Origin of the sequence: Bacillus cereus group sp. MG9, from assembly GCF_040459995.1 — a bacterium.
Classification (GTDB): domain Bacteria; phylum Bacillota; class Bacilli; order Bacillales; family Bacillaceae_G; genus Bacillus_A; species Bacillus_A mycoides.
Map to the genome: position 1 here is coordinate 2,079,279 of NZ_JARVHC010000001.1, position 21,577 is coordinate 2,100,855.

Consider the following 21,577-nt stretch of genomic DNA (forward strand, 5'->3'; position numbering starts at 1 on the left):
CACATCTGTATTTTACAACCTCTCTTATAGTAAGGGTATGTAAGAGAGACGTATTAAAGGAGTGAACAGTATGAAGAAGAAACCTTCAGCACTAATGAGACGATTAAAATATTTTTCACCAATAGATCGTTATAACGATAATCATACACAAGAAACATATGAAGATCGCGAATGGGAGAATGTGTACAGAAAGCGTTGGCAGCATGATAAAGTAATTCGTTCTACACACGGCGTGAACTGTACTGGTTCATGTAGTTGGAATATATATGTGAAGGATGGAATTGTAACTTGGGAAGGGCAGGAGCTTAACTATCCGACTACAGGTCCTGATATGCCTGATTTTGAACCACGAGGATGCCCACGTGGAGCAAGTTTTTCTTGGTACATTTACAGTCCGCTTCGTGTGAAATATCCGTATGTACGTGGTGTTCTATGGAGTATGTGGCAAGAGGAACTACAAAATAACGAGTCACCACTAGACGCTTGGAAAAGCATTGTGGAAAACCCTGAAAAAGCACGTACGTATAAGCAGGCGCGTGGTAAAGGGGGATTCATTCGTGCGAATTGGGATGAAGTATTACAACTCGTTTCTGCTTCATTACTATACACAGTAATTAAATACGGTCCAGACCGAAATGTTGGTTTTTCACCAATTCCAGCAATGTCGATGTTAAGTCACGCTGCAGGTAGCCGTTTTATGCAACTTATGGGTGGACCGATGCTTAGCTTTTATGATTGGTATGCTGATTTACCACCAGCTTCTCCGCAAATTTGGGGTGATCAAACTGATGTACCAGAAAGTAGTGACTGGTATAACTCTGGTTACATTATGACATGGGGTTCAAACGTACCGATGACGAGAACGCCAGATGCACACTTTTTAGCCGAAGTTCGATATAAAGGAACGAAAGTTGTTTCTGTAAGTCCTGACTTCGCCGAGTCTACTAAGTTTGCGGATGATTGGATTAGTGTGAAACAAGGTACAGACGGTGCGCTTGCGATGGCAATGGGGCATGTGATCTTACAAGAATTTTACGTAGATAATCAAGTGGAATATTTCACAAAGTATGCGAAGCAATATACTGATTTTCCTTTCTTTGTCACATTGAAACAAAAAGGAGATCAATTCGTCGCTGATCGTTTCTTAAATGCTACTGATATTGGACGTGAAACAAAGTTAGGAGAATGGAAGCCTGTTCTTTGGAACGATAACACGAAAGATTTTGCAACACCTCATGGCACAATGGGATCACGTTGGGATAACGAGAAGAAATGGAATTTGCGTTTAGAAGATGAACAAACAGGTGAAACGATTGATCCACGCCTTTCTTTACTTGGAATGGAAGATGCTGTTGAAACTGTACAAATCCCGTACTTTTCAGATGATGGAAATAAAGTGTTAGAACGTACCATTCCGGTGAAAAAAGTTATGACAGAAGAAGGAGAAGTATTCGTTACAACTGTATACGATTTAACGTTAGCAAATTACGGTGTGAACCGAGGTCTTGGCGGGCAAGAACCGAAAGATTTCAATGATGATGTACCGTTTACACCTGCATGGCAAGAGAAAATGACCGGAGTAAAGCGAGAGCTTATTATTCAAATTGCTCGTGAGTTCGCGCAAAATGCAGTTGATACGAATGGCCGCTCGATGATTATTATGGGAGCTGGTATTAACCATTGGTTTAACTCTGATACGATTTATCGCGCAGTTTTAAATCTTGTTCTTCTCGTTGGGGCACAAGGTGTAAACGGCGGCGGTTGGGCACATTATGTTGGTCAAGAAAAATTACGACCAGCAGAAGGATGGCAAACAATCGCGATGGCGAAAGATTGGCAAGGGCCACCGAAATTACAAAACGGTACATCTTTCTTCTATTTCGTAACAGATCAATGGCGTTATGAAGATACACCTGTTGGACATTTAGCATCACCAGTTGAGGGCAACTCTCGTTATCAACATCACGGTGATTACAACGTATTAGCAGCACGACTTGGCTGGTTACCTTCTTATCCAACATTCGAGAAGAATGGGATTGAATTATATAAAGAAGCTGTTGCTGCTGGTGCAACAACACAAGAAGAAATCGGAAAATACGTTGCACAAAAACTAAAAGAAAAAGAACTGAAATTTGCGATTGAAGACCCAGATAATAAAAACAACTTCCCGCGTAACTTATTCGTATGGCGTGCAAACTTAATTTCAAGTTCCGGTAAAGGACACGAATATTTCTTAAAACATTTATTAGGTACAACAAACGGATTAATGAATGACGATAGTGACTCATTAAGACCAGAAGAAATTAAGTGGCATGAAGATGCACCTGAAGGGAAGTTAGATTTACTCATTAATTTAGATTTCCGTATGGCTGGAACGGCGCTTTATTCTGATATCGTCTTACCTGCTTCAACTTGGTATGAAAAGCATGATTTAAGCAGTACGGATATGCATCCATTTGTACATCCATTTAATCCGGCAATCGGTTCACCGTGGGAAGCACGCTCTGACTGGGATATTTTCACCTCTCTTTCTAAAGCTGTGTCAGATTTAGCGAAGAAAATCGATCTTGAACCAATGAAAGAAGTCGTTGCAACACCACTTCTTCACGATACACCGCAAGAATTAGCACAACCACTTGGTAAGATTAAAGACTGGAGCAAAGGTGAGTGTGAACCGATCCCAGGTAAAACAATGCCGCAAATTCATGTTGTCGAAAGGGATTATAAAACGATTTATGACAAGATGACAGCGCTTGGACCAAATACCGGAAAACAACCGATTGGTACGAAAGGGATTTCTTGGTCGGCAGAAAAAGAATATGAGCAATTAAAGAGTCGATTAGGAGTTGTTCGAACGGATTCTATTGCGAAGGGGTGCCCAGACATAAAAGAAGCAATTAATGCTGCTGAGGCGGTATTAACACTTTCTTCTACAACAAACGGTCATATGGCGGTAAAAGCATGGGAAGCGCTTGAAAAACAAACCGATTTAAAACTACGTGACTTAGCAGAAGAACGTGAAGAAGAATGCTTCACATTTGAACAAATTACAGCGCAGCCTAAAACAGTAATTACTTCTCCGGCCTTTACGGGTTCTGAAAAAGGTGGACGCCGTTACTCACCATTTACAACAAATGTTGAACGTCTCATCCCTTGGAGAACGATAACTGGTCGACAATCTTTCTACTTAGATCACGACATGATGAAAGAATTTGGCGAAACGATGGCAACATTTAAACCAATACTGCAACATAAACCATTCCGTAAATCACGCCCTGAAGTAGAAGGGAAAGAAATTACACTAAACTATTTAACACCGCATAATAAGTGGTCGATTCATAGTATGTACTTCGATTCATTGCCAATGTTAACGCTGTTTAGAGGTGGTCCAACTGTTTGGATGAATAAAGATGATGCGACTGAAGCTGGTGTTGCTGATAATGATTGGATTGAATGCTTTAACCGTAACGGCGTAGTCGTAGCACGTGCTGTTGTAACACACCGTATACCGAGGGGGATGGCATTTATGCACCATGCGCAAGATCGTCACATTAACGTGCCTGGTACGAAATTAACAAGCACCCGCGGGGGAACACATAATAGTCCAACTCGTATTCACGTTAAACCAACACATATGATTGGTGGATATGGCCAATTAAGCTATGGATTTAACTATTATGGTCCGACTGGGAACCAGCGTGACTTAAACGTTGTAATCCGTAAACTGAAGGAGGTAGATTGGCTTGAAGATTAAAGCGCAAGTCGGAATGGTAATGAACTTAGATAAATGCATCGGCTGCCACACCTGTAGCGTAACATGCAAAAACACCTGGACGAATCGTCCAGGTGCTGAATATATGTACTTCAATAACGTAGAAACGAAACCTGGAATTGGTTATCCGAAACAATGGGAAAATCAGGAGAAATACAAAGGCGGCTGGGAATTGAAAAATGGTGAAATTCAGCTGAAATCCGGTTCGAAAATGAAGCGTCTTATGAATATTTTCCACAATCCAGATCAGCCAACAATTGATGATTACTTTGAACCTTGGAATTATGATTATGAAACATTAACAAATAGCCCGCAGCGTAAGCATCAACCAGTTGCTCGTCCGAAATCAGCAATTACGGGTGAATTTATCGACAAAATTGAATGGGGTCCAAACTGGGAAGATGATTTAGCAGGCGGACATATAACAGGGTTACAAGATCCGAACGTCAAGAAAATGGAAGAAGGAATTAAAACGGATTTTGAAAATGTCTTTATGATGTATTTACCACGTATTTGCGAACATTGTATGAATCCATCTTGCGTTTCTTCTTGTCCATCGGGTGCGATGTATAAACGTGAGGAAGATGGGATTGTTCTTGTGGATCAAAATGCATGTCGTGCATGGAGATTTTGTGTATCGTCTTGTCCGTATAAAAAAGTATATTTTAACTGGCAAACAAATAAAGCTGAAAAATGTACAATGTGTTTCCCTCGTATTGAAGCTGGTATGCCAACAATTTGTTCTGAAACATGTGTAGGACGTATTCGATATATTGGGGTAATGCTATATGACGCTGACAAAGTAAAAGAAGCGGCTTCTGTTGAAAATGAAAAAGATTTATATGAATCTCAGCTTACTGTTTTCCTAGATCCAAATGATCCAGAAGTAGCAGCTGAAGCGAAAAAACAAGGGATTCCTGAAGAATGGATTAAAGCGGCACAACAGTCGCCAATCTATAAAATGATTATCGATTGGAAAATCGCTCTACCTCTTCATCCAGAGTATCGTACAATGCCAATGGTTTGGTATATCCCGCCGCTTAGCCCAATTATGAACATGGTGGAGGGGAAAGGTAGTAACTGGCAAGCAGAAGAGATTTTCCCTGCTATTGATAATATGCGTATTCCAATTCAATATTTAGCGAATTTACTCACTGCAGGAGATGAATCACATATTCGTCTTACATTGAAAAAATTGGCTGTCATGCGAACACATATGAGAGCATTGCAAATTAATAAAGAACCAAATGAAGCTGTATTAAAAGAACTCGGTTTAACGAAAGAAGATGTAGAAGATATGTATCGTCTTCTTGCTATTGCGAAATATAAAGATCGCTTTGTTATCCCGACGTCTCACCGCGAACAAGTTGCAGATTTATATAGCGAGCAAGGAAGTTGTGGTTTATCTTTCGCAGGTGGGCCAGGCTCTTGTACGACAATTTCTTAAAAAAAGGGGGCAGAAAACTATGAAACAAAGTTTACAAACAGCTTTTTCTTGTTCTTCTTTTCTTCTCTCCTATCCTGAACTAGGTTGGAGGGAAGCTTTACTAGAATTACAGGAAGAGATTCAAGAAATTGAACAGGAAGAAATCAGAGCATCACTTACAACATTTATAAAAGAAGCGCTAAATAAAACAGACAATCAACTTATTGATTCTTACGTCTATACATTCGACTTTGGAAAGAAGACAAATATGTATCTTACCTACATGAAAACAGGTGAACAAAGAGAGCGTGGAATTGAATTATTAGAGTTAAAACAGCATTATCAAAAATCTGGTTTTAACGTAACAGATAAAGAACTACCTGATTATTTACCGCTTCTACTTGAGTTTCTTGCAAACGCGAATGAAAAAGATAGCGAACCAATTATGAGTAAATACACGGAAAATATACAAGCGTTGCACGGGCAATTAAAAGAAGCAAACTGTATGTATGAACCAATTCTCGCCGCTGTTCTACTCGCTATCAATACATGGGGTGTACAGGCAAATTAGAAAGGAGAGTTGTCAAAATGATGGATCAATTTCTATGGGTATTGTTTCCCTATATCATTTTTGCAATCTTTATCGGTGGACATATTTTCAGATACAACTATGATCAATTTGGATGGACGTCAAAATCTAGTGAACTATTAGAAAAGAAAATGCTCCGAATCGGAAGTCTATTATTCCACTTTGGGATCATGTTCGTCATTGGTGGTCATGTTATGGGGATTTTAATTCCAGAGTCTGTATACCGTTCAATAGGTATTTCTGAGCATATGTATCATATAATGGCAATTAGTTTCGGGCTTCCGGCAGGTGTTGCTTCTATCATCGGTTTAATTATATTAACGTACCGCCGTGTAACAGTAAAACGCATCATTGCAACGAGTACAAGGGGAGATTATATTGCGCTTATTTTATTACTAATCGTAATGCTAGCGGGACTTTCTTCAACCTTTTTAAATATCGACTCAAAAGGGTTTGATTATCGTACAACAATCGGTCCGTGGTTCCGAAGTCTCTTTATTTTCCAACCGAAAGTTGAATATATGATGGAAGTACCAGTATGGTTTAAAATTCATATAATTGCAGGTATGGGTCTATTCGCAGTATGGCCATTTACTAGACTTGTCCATGTATTTAGTGCCCCAATTAAATACTTAAGCCGTAGTTATGTGATTTACAGAAGACGTATTCCTAATGAATTGAAAAAATAATGCCACAGTAAACGAATAGAAGTTAGCAACTAACATGAAACGAGGTCTAATGGAAGGCCTCGTCTTTTTTAGGAAATAACTGTATGCAAGAGAAAAAGAGTAGCATCTAAATAAGATGCTACTCTATGCTACAAACAGAGGCAGAGCAATCTTCACAAGCAATTTCACATTTTAAAAATTGTAAATCATGGATTGTAATCTTTCCTTTATGAATAGAAATCGTACCTTTTTTTTTCAAATCATTTAACATTCGATTTACGCTTTCACGCGAAGTTGCACAGAAGTTTGCAAGTTCTTGATTCGTTAATGGTAAATCGATGAGAATCCCATTTTCTTTTAACACACCATAACTATTTGTCATTCGAATGAGAGTAGAATATAGGGCACCTTTTTTGCCGTGTAATACTAGATCTCGGAACTTCGTTTGCATTCTTCTTAAATGTTCACTAATCCATTTCATAAATTCAAATACAAGAGCGGGTTTTTGGAGTAATGCTTTTTCTAAGGCTTCACGCTTTATAACGCCTACTTCAACATCTTCAAGGCATTTTGAATTTAATAAATACCTTGCATCTTCCGTGAACAATGTTAATTCCCCAATAATATCATTTTGTGAACAAATGCGAAGTGTTAATTCTTGTCCGTCAGCACTAAGTTTACTGATTTGCACTTTTCCAGAGTGAATGATATAAATTTCTGTTGCTTCCATACCTTCTTGAAAAATAAAACTCCCCTTATTGATTTGCATTTTATATTCAACAGATGAAAGTAACTCCTTTAAATCTTTGGATAATGCCGTACTGTTTGCCACAGCAATCACCTTTCTTCTTATAAGCAGTATATTTCTTATTTTGGATGTAATCATGATGAAATTGCAAGAGATATTTTTGAAAATAAAGTAAAATTTCAATGACCGTAAGGAAAAACGACCTTAAATGTCTAAAAAGCTACTTATAGTAAGGGTTTATATTATACGAATATAAGTTTTTTAGTTTAAGAAATTTTAGTATGTAAAGAGAATGGGACTAGAGATGTGAACAAAATTCGAACGGATTTGTGAAGAATTTTTGAATGGGGAAAGTAATGTGAGAAAAGTCACATTGAATATGTAGCTTCTTTTTTATAATGAAGGCAAATAAAAAAATTGAAAGCTTACTAATGATTGCAGTAGAAAAGAAGGGATATAGATGCACGAGAAGATGAAAGATTCTTTAGAGCGGCCACTTCAAGATTTACGTATTTCAGTTATTGACCGTTGTAATTTTAGGTGCACGTACTGTATGCCAGCTGAAGTGTTCGGACCTGATTATGCTTTTTTACAGGAAGAGTTTTTATTAACGTTCGATGAAATAGAAAGGTTAGCGAGATTATTTATAAGTATGGGTGTTAATAAAATTAGACTTACTGGCGGTGAACCTTTATTGCGTAAAGATTTACCGAAGTTAATTGCAAGGCTTACAAAGCTAGAAGGCTTAAAGGATATTGGACTCACAACAAACGGTATTCATTTAGCAAAACAGGCAAGGTCATTAAAAGAAGCGGGATTAAAACGTGTAAACATTAGTTTAGATGCGATAGAAGATCATGTCTTCCGAAAAATTAATGGACGAAATGTAAGTACAAAACCTGTATTGAAAGGAATTGAAGCAGCAAAAGCAGCTGGATTAGAAGTAAAAGTAAATATGGTCGTAAAAAAAGGGATGAATGATAGTCAAATTCTTCTAATGGCTCGTTATTTTAAAGAACAAGAAATTCAGCTTCGTTTTATCGAATTTATGGATGTGGGCAGTACGAACGGATGGAACTTTGAACAAGTTATTACGAAGGAACAATTAATAGAGAAAATTAATCGTGTATATCCGATTGGGCCTGTTAAACCTCGTTACTTTGGAGAAGTTGCGAAATTGTATCGATATGTAGGGAGCGATGCAGAAGTTGGATTTATTACTTCTGTTTCTGAATCTTTTTGTTCCTCTTGTACGAGAGCTCGTATTTCAGCAGACGGTAAGTTTTTTACGTGCTTATTTGGAACGAAAGGAACTGATTTGCGAACGCTTCTTCGAGAAAATATTTCTGATGCTTCATTATTAAAAATTCTCCAACATACATGGGAGTGCAGAACAGATCGGTATTCGGATGAAAGAACGGCTGAAAGTACAAATAAACGTCCAAAAGTTGAAATGTCTTATATTGGTGGATAGCGAAAGGAGGATTCCCTATGCAAGAGCGATATTCAAGGCAAGTATTGTTTTCTGGAATTGGTGAAATGGGACAAAGAAAAATAAGAAAAAAACATGTGCTCCTAATCGGTGCGGGTGCACTAGGAGCTGCAAATGCGGAAGCGCTCGTTAGGATGGGGATTGGGAAATTGACAATTGCTGACCGTGACTACGTCGAATGGAGTAATTTACAGCGGCAACAGTTATATACAGAAAAAGATGCACAGCAGTGTAAACCAAAAGCAATTGCAGCGGCAGAACATTTAAGAAAGATTAATTCTGAAGTAGAAATTGTACCAATTGTAACGGATGTCACAATGCAAGAAATGGAAGAGTTAGTAAAAGAAGTGGATCTCATTTTAGATGCGACTGACAATTTCGATACGCGCCTACTTATAAATGACATTTCGCAAAAAGAAAATATACCTTGGATATACGGTGGATGCATTGGAAGTTACGGTGTAACGTATACAATTCTTCCGGGGGAAACACCATGCTTTCGCTGCCTAATGGATCATACTATGGGCGGTGCAACATGTGATACAGCAGGAATCATTCAGCCGGCTGTACAAATGGTCGTTGCTCACCAAGTGACAGAAGCGATGAAAATATTGGTGAATGATTTTCAGGCGCTAAGGGGAACGATGTTATCATTTGATATTTGGAACAATCAATATCTCTCATTAAAAGTAAATAGGCAGAAGAAAAGTACATGTCCATCTTGTGGGAATGTACGCACTTACCCAAATTTAACATTTGGATCACAGATGAAAACTGAAGTGCTATGCGGGCGGAATACAGTTCAAATCCGTCCAGGAATAAAGAGAGATCTTAATTTAAACGAAATTCAAAAACGATTACAAAAAAGTGTACATGTCCAAAAAACGCCTTACTTACTATCATTTCTAATTGATGAATATCGTTTCGTTTTATTTACAGACGGTAGGGCATTTATTCATGGAACAAATGATGTGAAAATAGCAAAACGATTATACGCAAAATATATAGGATGAACAGAAAGAGCGTTGCCCCTTATTAAAACGAGGTGAAAAAAGAATGCTAGAAAAACGTAAACCAATTCCAGTAGCAGAAGCAGTTGCACGCATAATGGAGTATGCTCATCAAGGTGAAATAGAAAAGGTTTCTCTTATAGACAGCTACGGTAGAATGCTTGGAGAAGATGTTATTGCAGATCATGATGTCCCGCATTTCGATCGCTCTCCGTACGACGGATTTGCGATTCGAGCGGAAGATACAAAAGAAGCAAATAGCAGTAACCCGATTCAGTTTGAAGTGATTGGTGAGATCGGGGCAGGTTCTGTTTTTAGAGAAGAGGTGAAAGCATTTCAAGCTGTACGTATTATGACAGGAGCTGCAATTCCAGCAGGATGTAATGCGGTTGTTATGCTAGAGCTAACGGAAGGATTTGAAGAAAAAGAAAAGACTTATATGAAATTAAAACGCTCTTTTGCTGCTGGTGATAACATTTCTTTTAAAGGAGAAGATGTAAAACAAAATGCCATACTTGTGAAAAAAGGGACTTCTATTAACCCTGGAGTAGCGGCGCTTCTTGCTACGTTTGGTTATAGTTCCGTACATGTTGTAAAACAGCCGGTTATTGGAATTGTAGCGACAGGAAGTGAACTTTTAGAAGTACATGAACAGCTTAAATCGGGGAGGATTCGAAATAGTAATACCTATATGATTGCTGCTCAAATTGAGCGAGCAGGTGGAATTGTACGCTATTATGGACAATTTGCTGACGATTTAGAGACGTGTTATGAGACCGTAAAAAGAGCAATAAAAGAAGTCGATATTTTAATTACAACTGGTGGCGTTTCAGTAGGAGACTACGATTATTTACCTGCTATTTATGAGAGATTACAAGCTAATGTACTTTTCAATAAAATAGCGATGCGACCAGGAAGCGTGACAACTGTAGCTGAGCTAGAAGGAAAACTATTATTTGGTCTATCTGGTAATCCCTCTGCTTGTTATGTTGGATGTGAATTATATGTTAGACCAGTTATTCGAACATATTTGCAAAGAAAAGATCCGCATGTATATCGTGCAGAAGCGATTTTACAGAAAGATTTCCCGAAAGCAAACCCATTTACTCGTTTTGTAAGAGGGAGAGTAAAAATTGTAGATGGCCAATTGCAAGCTACACCAGTTGGTTTAGATAAATCTAGTGCAATTTCTTCACTTGCAGAGGCGAATGCATTTATCGTCCTGCCGGGAGGAACGAAAGGATTTGAAGCAGGAATAATTGTTTCGGTATTATTGGAATCGAACATAGGAAGTGAGTGGCCGTGGAAAGAACCACTTCGATCATATAAGTAATAGAAAAATAGATTGCTAACTTATACAAAGGTAAGAGGTGCAAAATGACACATACGTATTATGAAGTAATTGATACACCTATTTCAATTGAAGAAGTTACAAACAAAGTAATTCGGTGTGAGTGTGGCGCGGTTACTACTTTCATTGGTACCGTCAGAGAATTTACGAAAGGACGTCGTACGCTATATTTAGAGTATGTAGCATATAAAACAATGGCGGAAAAACAGCTTGAGAAAATTGGTAATGAAGTAGAAGAGAAGTGGCCTGGGACATATGTAGCAATTACACATCGCATTGGTACATTGGAAATTTCTGATTTTGCTGTTGTTGTCGCCGTTTCAACACCACACCGGAAAGCAGCCTATGAGGCGAACGAATATATTATGGAGCGTATAAAACAAATTGTTCCGATTTGGAAGAAAGAGTTTTGGGAAGATGGTGAGTCATGGATAGGTGATCAGTTAGAGAAAATAGCATATGCAAATGGTGAGCCTGAAAGGGAGATGAGAACATGATTGAAGTACTATTATTTGCACATTTGCAAGAAGAAGCAAGTAAGCCGGCCTTGTACATAGATTGTGAAAATATTACGGTTGCTGAACTAAAGGAAGTTCTCATTAAGAAATACAGCGTAGCGATTTCAAACGAGATAATGGTCGCCGTAAATGAAGAGTATGCAAATGAGGATGACATTATTCAAACTGGCGATGTAGTAGCAATGATTCCGCCAGTAAGTGGTGGTTGATTCTTTTCAGCCTAATCATGTTAGGACGTGATTAGGCTGGAGAGAATGAATATAACTATGCATACATAGGAGGGAACAGGATGAAAAGTCCTAATTTTCAATTAAGTTTACAAACTTCTAATCTAGTTATCGGTTTTATGGTATGGGTTATCTTATCATCATTAATGCCATATATTAAAGCGGATATTCCATTAACTGCGGGACAAATTTCTATGGTCACAGCAGTACCGGTTATTTTAGGTTCTATTCTTCGCATTCCAATTGGTTATTGGACAAATCGTTACGGAGCAAGAAAATTGTTCTTTATTAGTTTTATACTTTTATTATTCCCTGTCTTTTACATTAGTGTTGCCAATTCTATGATGGATTTAATTATTGGTGGATTATTTGTAGGGATTGGTGGTGCTGTATTCTCTGTAGGAGTAACTTCTCTACCGAAATACTTCCCGAAAGAGAGTCACGGTTTTGTAAATGGTATTTACGGTGTGGGTAACGCTGGAACAGCAATTACTTCATTTTTAGCACCTGTAATTGCGACATCAGTTGGCTGGAGAACAACAGTACAGTGTTATTTAGTTTTACTTGCAGCATTTGCACTTATGAACTTTTTATTAGGCGATCGTAAGGAAAAAAAGGTGAATACACCATTAATGGAACAAATAAAAGGTGTATATAAAAATGAAAAACTTTGGTTTCTATGTATCTTTTACTTTTTAACATTTGGATCATTTGTTGCATTTACAGTATATTTACCAAACTTTTTAGTATCTCACTTCGGATTAGAGAAAGTAGATGCAGGCATGCGGACAGCTGGATTCATCGTATTAGCAACAATGATGCGCCCAATTGGTGGCTGGCTCGGGGATAAGTTTAATCCATTTAAAATATTAATCTTCGTATTTATCGGCTTAACACTATCTGGTATTGTTTTATCATTCATGCCTAGTATGAACGTGTATACGTTTGGTTGCTTACTAGTCGCATTCTGTGCAGGTATTGGAAATGGTACAATCTTTAAGCTTGTTCCAATGTACTTCTCTGAGCAAGCAGGGATTGTAAATGGGGTTGTGTCAGCTTTAGGTGGATTAGGAGGGTTCTTCCCACCATTAATTTTAACGTTACTATTCCAACTAACAGGTCATTATGCAATTGGATTTATGGCGTTATCAGAAGTCGCTCTTGCTTGTTTAATCATTACAGTATGGATGTATAGCCAAGAGAAGCTGTTAGTGATGTTAAAGAATCATTAATAAAGAAAAAGAACCCTCCTAAAGTAATCTAGGAGGGTTCTTTTAGTAATAGGCTTCGATATGTTTTTTATTGCTAACTTAACAAACACTTGTATTCTAAAATAATGTGGTTTAAAAATGAAAAACAGAAGTTTTATGGAATTTTATGTTAAAATATAGATATCAGATGTTATTCAATTAAAGGGTTAGTTAAAGAAAGTTTAAATCTCTTCCGAAGATAGAACTAATTTTTAGCATACAAATACTTAATTGGATCGGGGTGTTTAGATGAAAAAATTATATAAGTCCACTCAAGATAAACAAGTATCAGGTGTATTAGGTGGCTTAAGCGATAAGTATGGAATTGATGTAAGTATCCTTCGCATAGTCACTGCATTATCAGCCGTTTTTACTAGTGGATTTACGGTGTTACTTTATATAATAGCTGCAATTGTTTTGCCTACAGATAAAGATATTAAGAGATAAATGTATGAACTTAAATCTAATTCCACAATCGAGAACTCTGTTTTTTGTCTATTGAAAGTTTCCAAAGTAAAAGCAACAGTACGATTGTTATAAGACTGAAATGAACAAACGAAAAATCCTCATAAAACATTCGGAATATATCAAGAACGAAAATAATAACTTTTGAATTAAACGATGACTATTGATCGCTAACGAATCGATAAATAGTCGCCATTTTCCAAAAAACTATATATAAATATATAGAAATATATGGAAATTTTAAAAATATATGACGGTATTTATAACAAGAAAAAACTTCATATTTTTTAGAGCCAGATTTTTTCGTAAGGCTAATGGATATTGTGAAAAAGTACACTTAAAATAAAGAATAAAGTTTAGGTCGATAAGATAAAATTATGAATTTGTATAAATAATCCATAATTTTCTTTATGAGTCATATTTGATATGTTAAAGAAAAGAGAGGGGAGGGAAATGAAATGAGAATTTTTGATGCACATTTTCATATTATTGATTTTAATTTTCCGATTATTGAGAACCAAGGGTATTTTCCACCCAACTTTGTTGTAGAAGATTATCAGAATGAAACTCCTAATTTGAATGTAATTGGTGGAGCGATCGTATCTGGTTCTTTCCAAGGGTTTGATCAAGAATATTTATTAAAGGCACTAAAACAGTTGGGTTCAACATTTTGTGGCGTAACACAATTACCTTTTACAGTGACGGATGAAGAAATACTAAATTTAAATGAAAATGGGGTAAAAGCATTACGCTTTAATATTAAAAGAGGTGGTTCAGAAGATTTATCGAAGCTGGATTACTTTGCTAGAAGAGTTCATGATTTAGTAGGATGGCATAGTGAGCTTTATATGGATGCAAAAGAGTTGCCCGAAATTGCATCCACTATAGAAAAATTACCAGCTATATCAATTGACCATTTAGGGTTATCAGAAGAAGGTTTACCACATTTATTAAAACTAGTTGATAAAGGGGTACATGTGAAAGCTACTGGTTTTGGTCGTGTCGAATTAGATGTTGAGAATGCCTTAAAGTCGATTTATGAAGTTAACCCAGATGCACTTATGTTTGGAACAGATTTACCATCTACAAGAGCAAAAAGACCTTTTGAGTATGGAGATATCAAATTGATTCAACAGCTATTTGATGAACAAGCTACCGATAAAATCCTGTATACGAATGCTTTCAAATGGTATTTTGGGTAGCGTCAGGGGCTACATTTGAATTAACTGTATCCATATTTAGTAAAGAGTTTAATCCAACTATAATGTATTTAGAATGGGGTATTAAATGTTTGTTTTTATTATATTAGACGTGATATTACCAATATTAATATTGATTCTAATTGGTGCAATCTTACAAAGAAAGTTCCAATTTAACTTAAAGCAGCTATCTACACTTATTACTTATTGCTTGATGCCAGCGGCTGTATTTGTGAATATATATGATATTAGTATAGAAACAGGTTTGTTGCTCCAGATAATATACTATTTAATACTTTACAGTCTGAGTGTGATGATAGTAAGTCATTTCATTTCAAAAACATTAAAGTTAGAAAAAGGAGAAAGTGCAGCTCTAAAAAATAGCATTTCGTTAATGAATTCCGGTAATTATGGATTACCAGTAAGTCAATTGATTTTCAGTCACAATCCAGTGGGGGTTTCCATTCAGATTTTCATTGTGATTTTCCAGAATCTTTTAACTTATTCATACGGGATATATAACTTACTATCAGCAACAAAAACAATCGGAAGTATTATTCAATCATTTCTAAGATTGCCTGTATTTCATGCACTCATATTAGGGGTTCTCTTTCAATCTTTTACAATTCAAATACCTAATTCTATCTTTCTACCTCTTAATCAGCTTGCGAATAGTTTTGTTGCAATAGCACTCATATTGCTAGGAGCGCAATTATCCAACATTAAGCTTAATTTTTTCCATCGAGTCATAACATGGGCTTTAATTGGAAGATTATTGATGGGACCATTATTAGCACTTGCCATGATATACCTACTAAACATTGATGGTATTGTTGCACAATCATTATTTATTGCAAGTTCTTTTCCTACTTCAAGAAATACAGCAACTATTGCTATGGAGTATCAAATAGAGCCTGAACTACATGCACAAATCGTTTTATTTTCAACACTTTTCAGCATTATTACAGTAACTGTCGTTATTTATTTGTCATATATTTTGTTTTGAATATACGTGCAAAAACGGATAGAGTTGAGGCGGTAAATGATGGACGGAAATCCCATCGATATGAGAAGAAAACAGTCTTTGATATATTGGGTGTCGTTTACAATTGTACCATGTCTGATAATCAAGCGGCTTAATTCAAAAAAGGAACCAAAACAAAAAGAACAAACGCTTCTAAAAAACGTTTGTCCAAAGGTAATTACTATTTTAGCTAAGAAATAGATTATTATTTGTGAGTACGAGAAAGCTTTTTTATAAGTTTAGGAAATATAGATGTTAGTTCCTGCTTCAAACGCTTTGTAAACGATGGATCCTTACCGGAAGTTGAAATCGTTACAATATATTCATCATTTCGGATGACACCAGGTGTGTGAAAGGATGATGCTGTGCCATCACTTACAATGTTAACCCATTGGAAATCATGTGCGGCTTGTTTGACCATCATATTGACATCATGTTGATTTGTAGCTGCATAAATAAGGTGAGCATCTTTAATATCATCATTACTAAAAGTTTTTTGCTTCCAAGTAATATAAGGAAGTTCCTTCATTTCCTCGCAAATCTCTGGGCTGATAACGGTGACAAAAGCGCCTGTATCTTTTAATCCAGACGCTTTCCGATATGCGATTTTACCACCACCAACTATAACAACTACTTTTTTATCTAAATTAAACATAAGAGGGCACATGTTATACATACACACATTCCTCCATTCGTTCTAATAATGTTAACTTCATATATGTATCAAACTGAAGACAGTTGCAAGTCGTGATGTGATCATATTTTTTTGTATGCAACTTAATTTTTTGAAGTAACAAACCGGTAAAGAGAAGGTACGGCATGACATATACATGGGACGCAGTCGATGTTATCGTCTTGAGCTCAGCAGTAAAAGAGGGCGCTCCTTTCGTTAAAAAGGAGCACGATACTGGCATACCGAGTTTTCGTTCGACCGCTGCTCCGATTTGTTGTAACTCATGTATCGGCTGTGGATCACTACTGCCTCGTCCTACGAGTAAAACGTTACTATCTTGCTTTGGCATAGTTTCACGTATTCTTTTCACTACAAGTTCAACCATATGTGGATGCGTACTAAAAGGTGGTACAACTGAAAATGTTATTTGAGGATATTTCTTTTGTAGTTGCTCTATTTCAAAAGGAATATCACGTTTATAGTGAGCTGCTGCAAATAATAAAACAGGTACAATCATTATTTCAGTTGCACCCTCTAGTATTGCTTCTGTAACTGCATCCGAAATGGTAGGTGTCGTTAGTTCTAGAAAAGCTATTTTTTGACTCCTTTCGTTACGTTCTTTCATAACAGATTGAATAAAGTGAATGAATTGTTCATTACCTTCTCGCAGGCGACTACCGTGTCCAACATATACAATTCCTTTCATCGTACCACCAAATCTTTCTTCATAATAATGTCTTGTAATTGCTCATCTACATTATGAAAACCCACTTTATTCGCATAGTGTAACGTTGGAATGTCGGTATACGAGAAGGGAAGAGTAAGAATATCGATAAAGCCAAGTCGTTTTATTTCTGATAAAAATGTATCAATTGAAGCACGTCCTTCAAATACAATGCTATCCCATGAGAATTCAGAAAGCATACGAGAATGAATTTCATCGAAGCGATGATCAATTGTATACTCATGAGTCATCATATAAGACCCAGCACCAATTTTTTCTTGAATAAAACCAATTCGATTAATATTTCTGCCTAAATAAACAGTTGTATCGGAAGAGAACTCTGCTTGTTTACTTAGTAGCCCATATTGCATAAGTTTTTCTTGAGTGGCAACGTTCATATACTGCAGTTTCGCCTGTAAGGAACGAATATCTTTCTGGTGTTTACTACATGATCGCATCAAGATTTCTACACTTTCATCTGAACAAAATACAAGGCGATCAACGTTAAAAATTTCATTGATTTGTTCAGATGTTAACGTGTATTCTTCCCTTTTGAAAGTTGGAATTTGATATGTTTCTGCACCGCATTCTTGTAACTTTTGCTTTATGAAACTGGTTTTATTTGTTGCGGATGCAAATAAAACTTTTTTACCATGCAATGGTTTACGTTCTTTCCAAGCGATTTGATTACGTAAGGAAACGACATCACCAACAATTGTCATTGATGGATTAGAAATATTTGCGTTTTTGACGATAGGAACAATGGTTGAAAGTGTTCCTGTGACAACGCGTTGCTTTCCAGTTGTACCCCACTCAATGACTGCTACGGGTGTATTTTCTTGTTTTCCTGCTTGTAGTAAATTTTCACAAATTGTAGGTAAGTTTTTTATACCCATGTAGTAGGCAATTGTATCGCTATTGTGGGATGAATTATATTTTCCATGATCGGTTAAAGGACCTTTTGCATGCCCAGTTAGTAAAGTAACGCTATTACTATAGTCACGGTGGGTGAGGGGGATACCTGCATAGCTACTAGCGGCGATGCTAGATGTAATACCTGGTACAATTTCATATGGAATGTCCGCTGCTGCTAAAGTTTCTGCTTCTTCACCAACACGGCCAAAAATAGATGGATCTCCGCCCTTTAAGCGGACAACGATTTTTCCTTCTTGTGCAAATTGAAGGAGGTGGGCGTTAATCATTTCTTGACGCATAGTATGATTCTTTGGCATTTTACCGCAATAAATAAGTTCACAAGTTGGCTTTGTATAGCTAAGAAAGTTAGGGTTCAATAAGCGGTCATATAAGACAATATCTGCACGCTTTAAGCAATCTATCGCTTTCTTTGTAATAAGCCCTTCATCACCTGGTCCTGCACCAACTAAATATACATATCCGTTCATAATCGCACCTCATCATTTTTTATTTAAAAGGAAGCCAGAGGAGGCTTCCTTTCGTAAATTACATGTTTATCCCGCTATTTGCAGGGCAGTAAGACCCCTACCTCAAAATTCAGCGAAAGCAAAGTAGTTAGGTAGGGATCAACTGCCCGTAAAAGCCCGATTGGTGAGGGCTAATAATCAGCGGGGGATGAACCAATCCCCGCTGATTAAAGTTTCACTTTATATAAATGTCACCATCAATAACTTCTACTTCGTACGTTTGGATACAGCCGTCATCAGGTTTTTGAACTTCACCTGTTAGTAATGAGATTTTCCAATCATGCAGTGGACAAAAGACGAATTCCCCAGATACAATTCCTTCCGCTAACGGTCCATTTTTATGAGGGCACCGATTTTCTACAGCTCGAATATCACCATTTGAAAGGCGGAATAGGGCGATAGACATGTCTTTCATTTGTACCTCTTTACCGATTTGAATAGGAAGGTCTTCCGCACGCATAACTTTTATTTTTTCTTTCGTTTGTATCATATAGATCACAGCTCCTTATTTCACAGTTTCTACTTCATACATCGCTTTTAAAGACTTCGTTTCTAGTGCTTGTCCCCAAGCTTCCGTATATGTGCTACGAGCTGTTTGGAAACGATCATTTAACATCGTGACCATACTTGTATCTTGTAGTATTTCTTTTATATGATCGAAGCCTAATCGTTCTGTCCAATAGGCAGTACGCTCCCCGTAAATACCAGTTTCACGATAATATTGCATGTAAGCTGTAGCGATGCGAAGGACATCGTCTTCAGTAGGGACGATCATTACAAAATCAGCCTCGCGTACTTCCGTACCACCATTTCCACCGATATACAGTTGGAATCCATTTTCAACACACACAACGCCGAAATCTTTCGTAAGTACTTCCGCACAGTTACGTGGACAACCTGTTACACCCATTTTCATTTTATGAGGTGTATCTACCATTTCTAATGACTGTTCAAGGAGCATACCAAGTCCTAATGAATCTTTCGTACCGAAACGACAGAAGCGAGAACCAACACATGATTTTACATTACGAAGCGATTTTGAGTACGCATATCCAGAAGTCATATTTAAGTCAGCCCATACGTTAGGTAAATCTTGTTTCTTAACACCATATAAGCCGATTCGGCTCGCACCTGTAATTTTCACAAGAGGAACGTCATATTTTTTTGCGACTTCAGCAATTTTCATTAAATCATCTGCGGTTGTAACGCCTCCGTACATACGTGGAATAACAGAGAATGTACCATCGTGCTGGATGTTACCATTCATTCTTTCATTAACGTAACGGGATGATTTATCATCTACATATTCTTCCGGAATCGCCATACGTAAATAGTAATTTAAAGCAGGACGACATTTCGAACAGCCGTCTTCATGTGCAAAACCGAGTACATTTCGTACTTCTTTTGGCGATTTTAAACCTTTCTGGTGAATGGTGGCTACGACTTCGTCACGTGATAAAGTTGTACATCCGCACATACCAGCAGACTGCGCAGAAGCATCAAAAGCATCTCCGAGTGTATGAGCTAGAACTTGTTCCACAAGCGGACGACATTTACCACAAGACCCTGCGGCTTTCGTGCATCCTTTAACTTCTTCAAAAGTAGTTAACTCTTGTTCTAAAATGGCATGAACGATTGTACCTTTCGTAACGCCATTACATCCACAAATTGTGTCATCCGCACTCATTGTAGCAACGTCAAGTTCACTTTCTTCACCAGCTTTGTGAAGAAGGGAAGCGGCTGTATATTCTTGTATATCTTCTTCTTTCTTTAACATGCTAAAGAGGCGTGTACCATCAGTTGCATCACCATATAAAACGATACCGACGACTTTATTGTCACGAATTAATACTTTTTTATAGGAACGTTTACATTCATCAAAGATTGAAATTGCTTTCGTTTGATCATCTTCATAAATTTGACCAGCAGAGAATAAATCACAACCTGCAACTTTTAACTGTGTACCGACGATGCTGCCCGTATATCCATTAGTTTGTAAATTCGTTATATGTTTTGCTAATATTGCGCCTTGTTCATAAAGAGGGGCAACAAGTCCATATGCGATACCGTCATGTTCTGCACATTCTCCAACTGCATAAATGGATTCATCATTCGTTAGCATATAGTCATTGACTACAATGCCGCGATTTACAAGTAAACTAGCATCTTTTGCTATTTGAGTATTTGGGCGTATTCCGACAGCCATTACGATTAAATTACAATCTACAACTTCACCATCTTCAAATTGAATGCCCTCAACATGGTCTGTACCAAGAATCTTTACAGTTTTCTTTTCCATTAGAAACTTCATGCCTTGCGCTTCTAAATCTTCACGCAATAGGGAAGATGCTTTCGTATCTAGTTGTTGCTCCATTAAGCTAGGCATTAAATGAACAACATGTACATCCATCCCTAAGTCAATAAGACCTCTTGCGGCTTCTAATCCGAGTAATCCACCACCAATGACAACGGCCTTTTTCTTTTCTTTAGCGGTATCCATCATAAATTGTGTATCTTCAATTGTTCGAAATCCTGTTACACCAGGAAGGGTGGAACCTTCAACTGGTAAAATAAAAGCACTAGAACCTGTTGCGATAATGAGTTTGTCGTATGTAAGAGTACGATTTTTTTCTGTGACAATGACCTTTTCCTCGCGGTTAATACTTTGAACTCTCTCGTTTGTATATAAAGTTATTTCGTTTTCTTCGTACCAACTATATTCGTTCATAATGATATCTTGCATATTTGTTTTGCCTTGTAGAACATGAGAGAGCATAATGCGATTGTAGTTTGGATGTGGTTCATCTCCAAAAATAGTAATCTCATATGAATCACTATCATGTTTTAATATTTCCTCCATACAGCGTATGCCAGCCATACCATTCCCGATCATAACTAAATGTTTTTTCATATTCATTTCCCTTTCTATGTGAAAAGTTGAACAAAGAATTATATTTCCATTATAGAAAATTAAAAAAGAGGGAGATGTGATATTTATC

At 37.1% G+C, this 21,577-nt stretch carries 19 protein-coding genes; 13 read left to right on the forward strand and 6 right to left on the reverse strand.

Annotation, left to right across the window (positions count from 1 at the left end):
• Positions 1-70 precede the first annotated feature (70 nt).
• Genes QCI77_RS10635 through narI form a run of 4 tightly spaced genes read left to right on the forward strand, consistent with a single transcriptional unit; the run spans position 71 to position 6,476 of the window.
• On the forward strand, positions 71-3,754 hold the full coding sequence (locus QCI77_RS10635) for a nitrate reductase subunit alpha (RefSeq protein ID WP_353824889.1): 3,684 nt from the start codon (positions 71-73) through the stop codon (positions 3,752-3,754).
• Positions 3,744-5,219, forward strand: coding sequence for a nitrate reductase subunit beta (narH, locus tag QCI77_RS10640; RefSeq protein WP_002141456.1), 1,476 nt, complete (start codon positions 3,744-3,746; stop codon positions 5,217-5,219). Before QCI77_RS10635 ends, narH begins: the two co-directional genes overlap by 11 nt.
• Before the next feature lie 19 nt (positions 5,220-5,238).
• Complete coding sequence (gene narJ, locus QCI77_RS10645) at positions 5,239-5,769, forward strand: nitrate reductase molybdenum cofactor assembly chaperone (RefSeq protein WP_002031591.1); 531 nt, start codon at positions 5,239-5,241, stop codon at positions 5,767-5,769.
• A gap of 17 nt (positions 5,770-5,786) precedes the next feature.
• Positions 5,787-6,476: a respiratory nitrate reductase subunit gamma gene (gene narI, locus QCI77_RS10650; protein ID WP_002031592.1), complete on the forward strand. Its 690-nt coding sequence runs from the start codon at positions 5,787-5,789 to the stop codon at positions 6,474-6,476.
• A gap of 118 nt (positions 6,477-6,594) precedes the next feature.
• Here narI and QCI77_RS10655 read toward each other — a convergent pair whose 3' ends face one another.
• The gene (locus tag QCI77_RS10655; protein ID WP_002189419.1) at positions 6,595-7,287 is read right to left on the reverse strand and encodes a Crp/Fnr family transcriptional regulator; all 693 of its coding nucleotides are present in this window, start codon (positions 7,285-7,287) and stop codon (positions 6,595-6,597) included.
• Between the two features lie 376 nt (positions 7,288-7,663).
• Here QCI77_RS10655 and moaA point away from each other — a divergent pair, with 376 nt between their 5' ends.
• The 9 genes from moaA to QCI77_RS10700 all read left to right on the forward strand — a co-directional run bounded on the left by moaA (position 7,664) and on the right by QCI77_RS10700 (position 15,721).
• Positions 7,664-8,677: a GTP 3',8-cyclase MoaA gene (gene moaA, locus QCI77_RS10660; protein ID WP_353824890.1), complete on the forward strand. Its 1,014-nt coding sequence runs from the start codon at positions 7,664-7,666 to the stop codon at positions 8,675-8,677.
• Positions 8,678-8,694: 17 nt separating this feature from the next.
• A complete protein-coding gene (locus tag QCI77_RS10665) occupies positions 8,695-9,708 on the forward strand; it encodes a molybdopterin-synthase adenylyltransferase MoeB (RefSeq protein WP_353824891.1) in 1,014 nt (337 codons plus the stop codon).
• Positions 9,709-9,751: 43 nt separating this feature from the next.
• Positions 9,752-11,038, forward strand: a complete 1,287-nt coding sequence (locus QCI77_RS10670) for a molybdopterin molybdotransferase MoeA (protein WP_353824892.1) — start codon at positions 9,752-9,754, stop codon at positions 11,036-11,038.
• Positions 11,039-11,082: 44 nt separating this feature from the next.
• The gene (locus QCI77_RS10675) at positions 11,083-11,553 is read left to right on the forward strand and encodes a molybdenum cofactor biosynthesis protein MoaE (RefSeq protein ID WP_002127097.1); all 471 of its coding nucleotides are present in this window, start codon (positions 11,083-11,085) and stop codon (positions 11,551-11,553) included.
• Positions 11,550-11,783 (forward strand): molybdopterin converting factor subunit 1, encoded by a 234-nt coding sequence (gene moaD / locus QCI77_RS10680; RefSeq protein WP_002127098.1) that lies wholly within the window; start codon positions 11,550-11,552, stop codon positions 11,781-11,783. Before QCI77_RS10675 ends, moaD begins: the two co-directional genes overlap by 4 nt.
• Before the next feature lie 80 nt (positions 11,784-11,863).
• Complete coding sequence (narK, locus tag QCI77_RS10685) at positions 11,864-13,033, forward strand: nitrate transporter NarK (protein WP_002031603.1); 1,170 nt, start codon at positions 11,864-11,866, stop codon at positions 13,031-13,033.
• A gap of 267 nt (positions 13,034-13,300) precedes the next feature.
• Positions 13,301-13,498: a PspC domain-containing protein gene (locus QCI77_RS10690; RefSeq protein WP_002193043.1), complete on the forward strand. Its 198-nt coding sequence runs from the start codon at positions 13,301-13,303 to the stop codon at positions 13,496-13,498.
• Positions 13,499-13,974: 476 nt separating this feature from the next.
• Positions 13,975-14,718 carry an amidohydrolase family protein gene (locus QCI77_RS10695; RefSeq protein WP_002085952.1) on the forward strand — a complete coding sequence of 248 codons (744 nt, stop codon included), beginning with the start codon at positions 13,975-13,977 and terminating at the stop codon, positions 14,716-14,718.
• 85 nt (positions 14,719-14,803) lie between these two features.
• Complete coding sequence (locus QCI77_RS10700; RefSeq protein WP_002031605.1) at positions 14,804-15,721, forward strand: AEC family transporter; 918 nt, start codon at positions 14,804-14,806, stop codon at positions 15,719-15,721.
• 223 nt (positions 15,722-15,944) lie between these two features.
• Here QCI77_RS10700 and QCI77_RS10705 read toward each other — a convergent pair whose 3' ends face one another.
• The 5 genes from QCI77_RS10705 to nirB form a co-directional block, all read right to left on the reverse strand.
• Entirely contained in the window at positions 15,945-16,415 is a 471-nt protein-coding gene (locus QCI77_RS10705) for a precorrin-2 dehydrogenase (protein ID WP_002193042.1), read from the reverse strand.
• Complete coding sequence (locus QCI77_RS10710) at positions 16,408-17,118, reverse strand: sirohydrochlorin chelatase (RefSeq protein WP_002193041.1); 711 nt, start codon at positions 17,116-17,118, stop codon at positions 16,408-16,410. Before QCI77_RS10710 ends, QCI77_RS10705 begins: the two co-directional genes overlap by 8 nt.
• The gene (locus QCI77_RS10715) at positions 17,115-18,539 is read right to left on the reverse strand and encodes a uroporphyrin-III C-methyltransferase (RefSeq protein WP_353824894.1); all 1,425 of its coding nucleotides are present in this window, start codon (positions 18,537-18,539) and stop codon (positions 17,115-17,117) included. Before QCI77_RS10715 ends, QCI77_RS10710 begins: the two co-directional genes overlap by 4 nt.
• 214 nt (positions 18,540-18,753) lie before the next feature.
• Positions 18,754-19,068: a nitrite reductase small subunit NirD gene (nirD, locus tag QCI77_RS10720; RefSeq protein WP_002031610.1), complete on the reverse strand. Its 315-nt coding sequence runs from the start codon at positions 19,066-19,068 to the stop codon at positions 18,754-18,756.
• 15 nt (positions 19,069-19,083) lie between these two features.
• Positions 19,084-21,489 (reverse strand): NADPH-nitrite reductase large subunit, encoded by a 2,406-nt coding sequence (nirB, locus tag QCI77_RS10725; protein ID WP_353824896.1) that lies wholly within the window; start codon positions 21,487-21,489, stop codon positions 19,084-19,086.
• Positions 21,490-21,577: the final 88 nt, after the last annotated feature.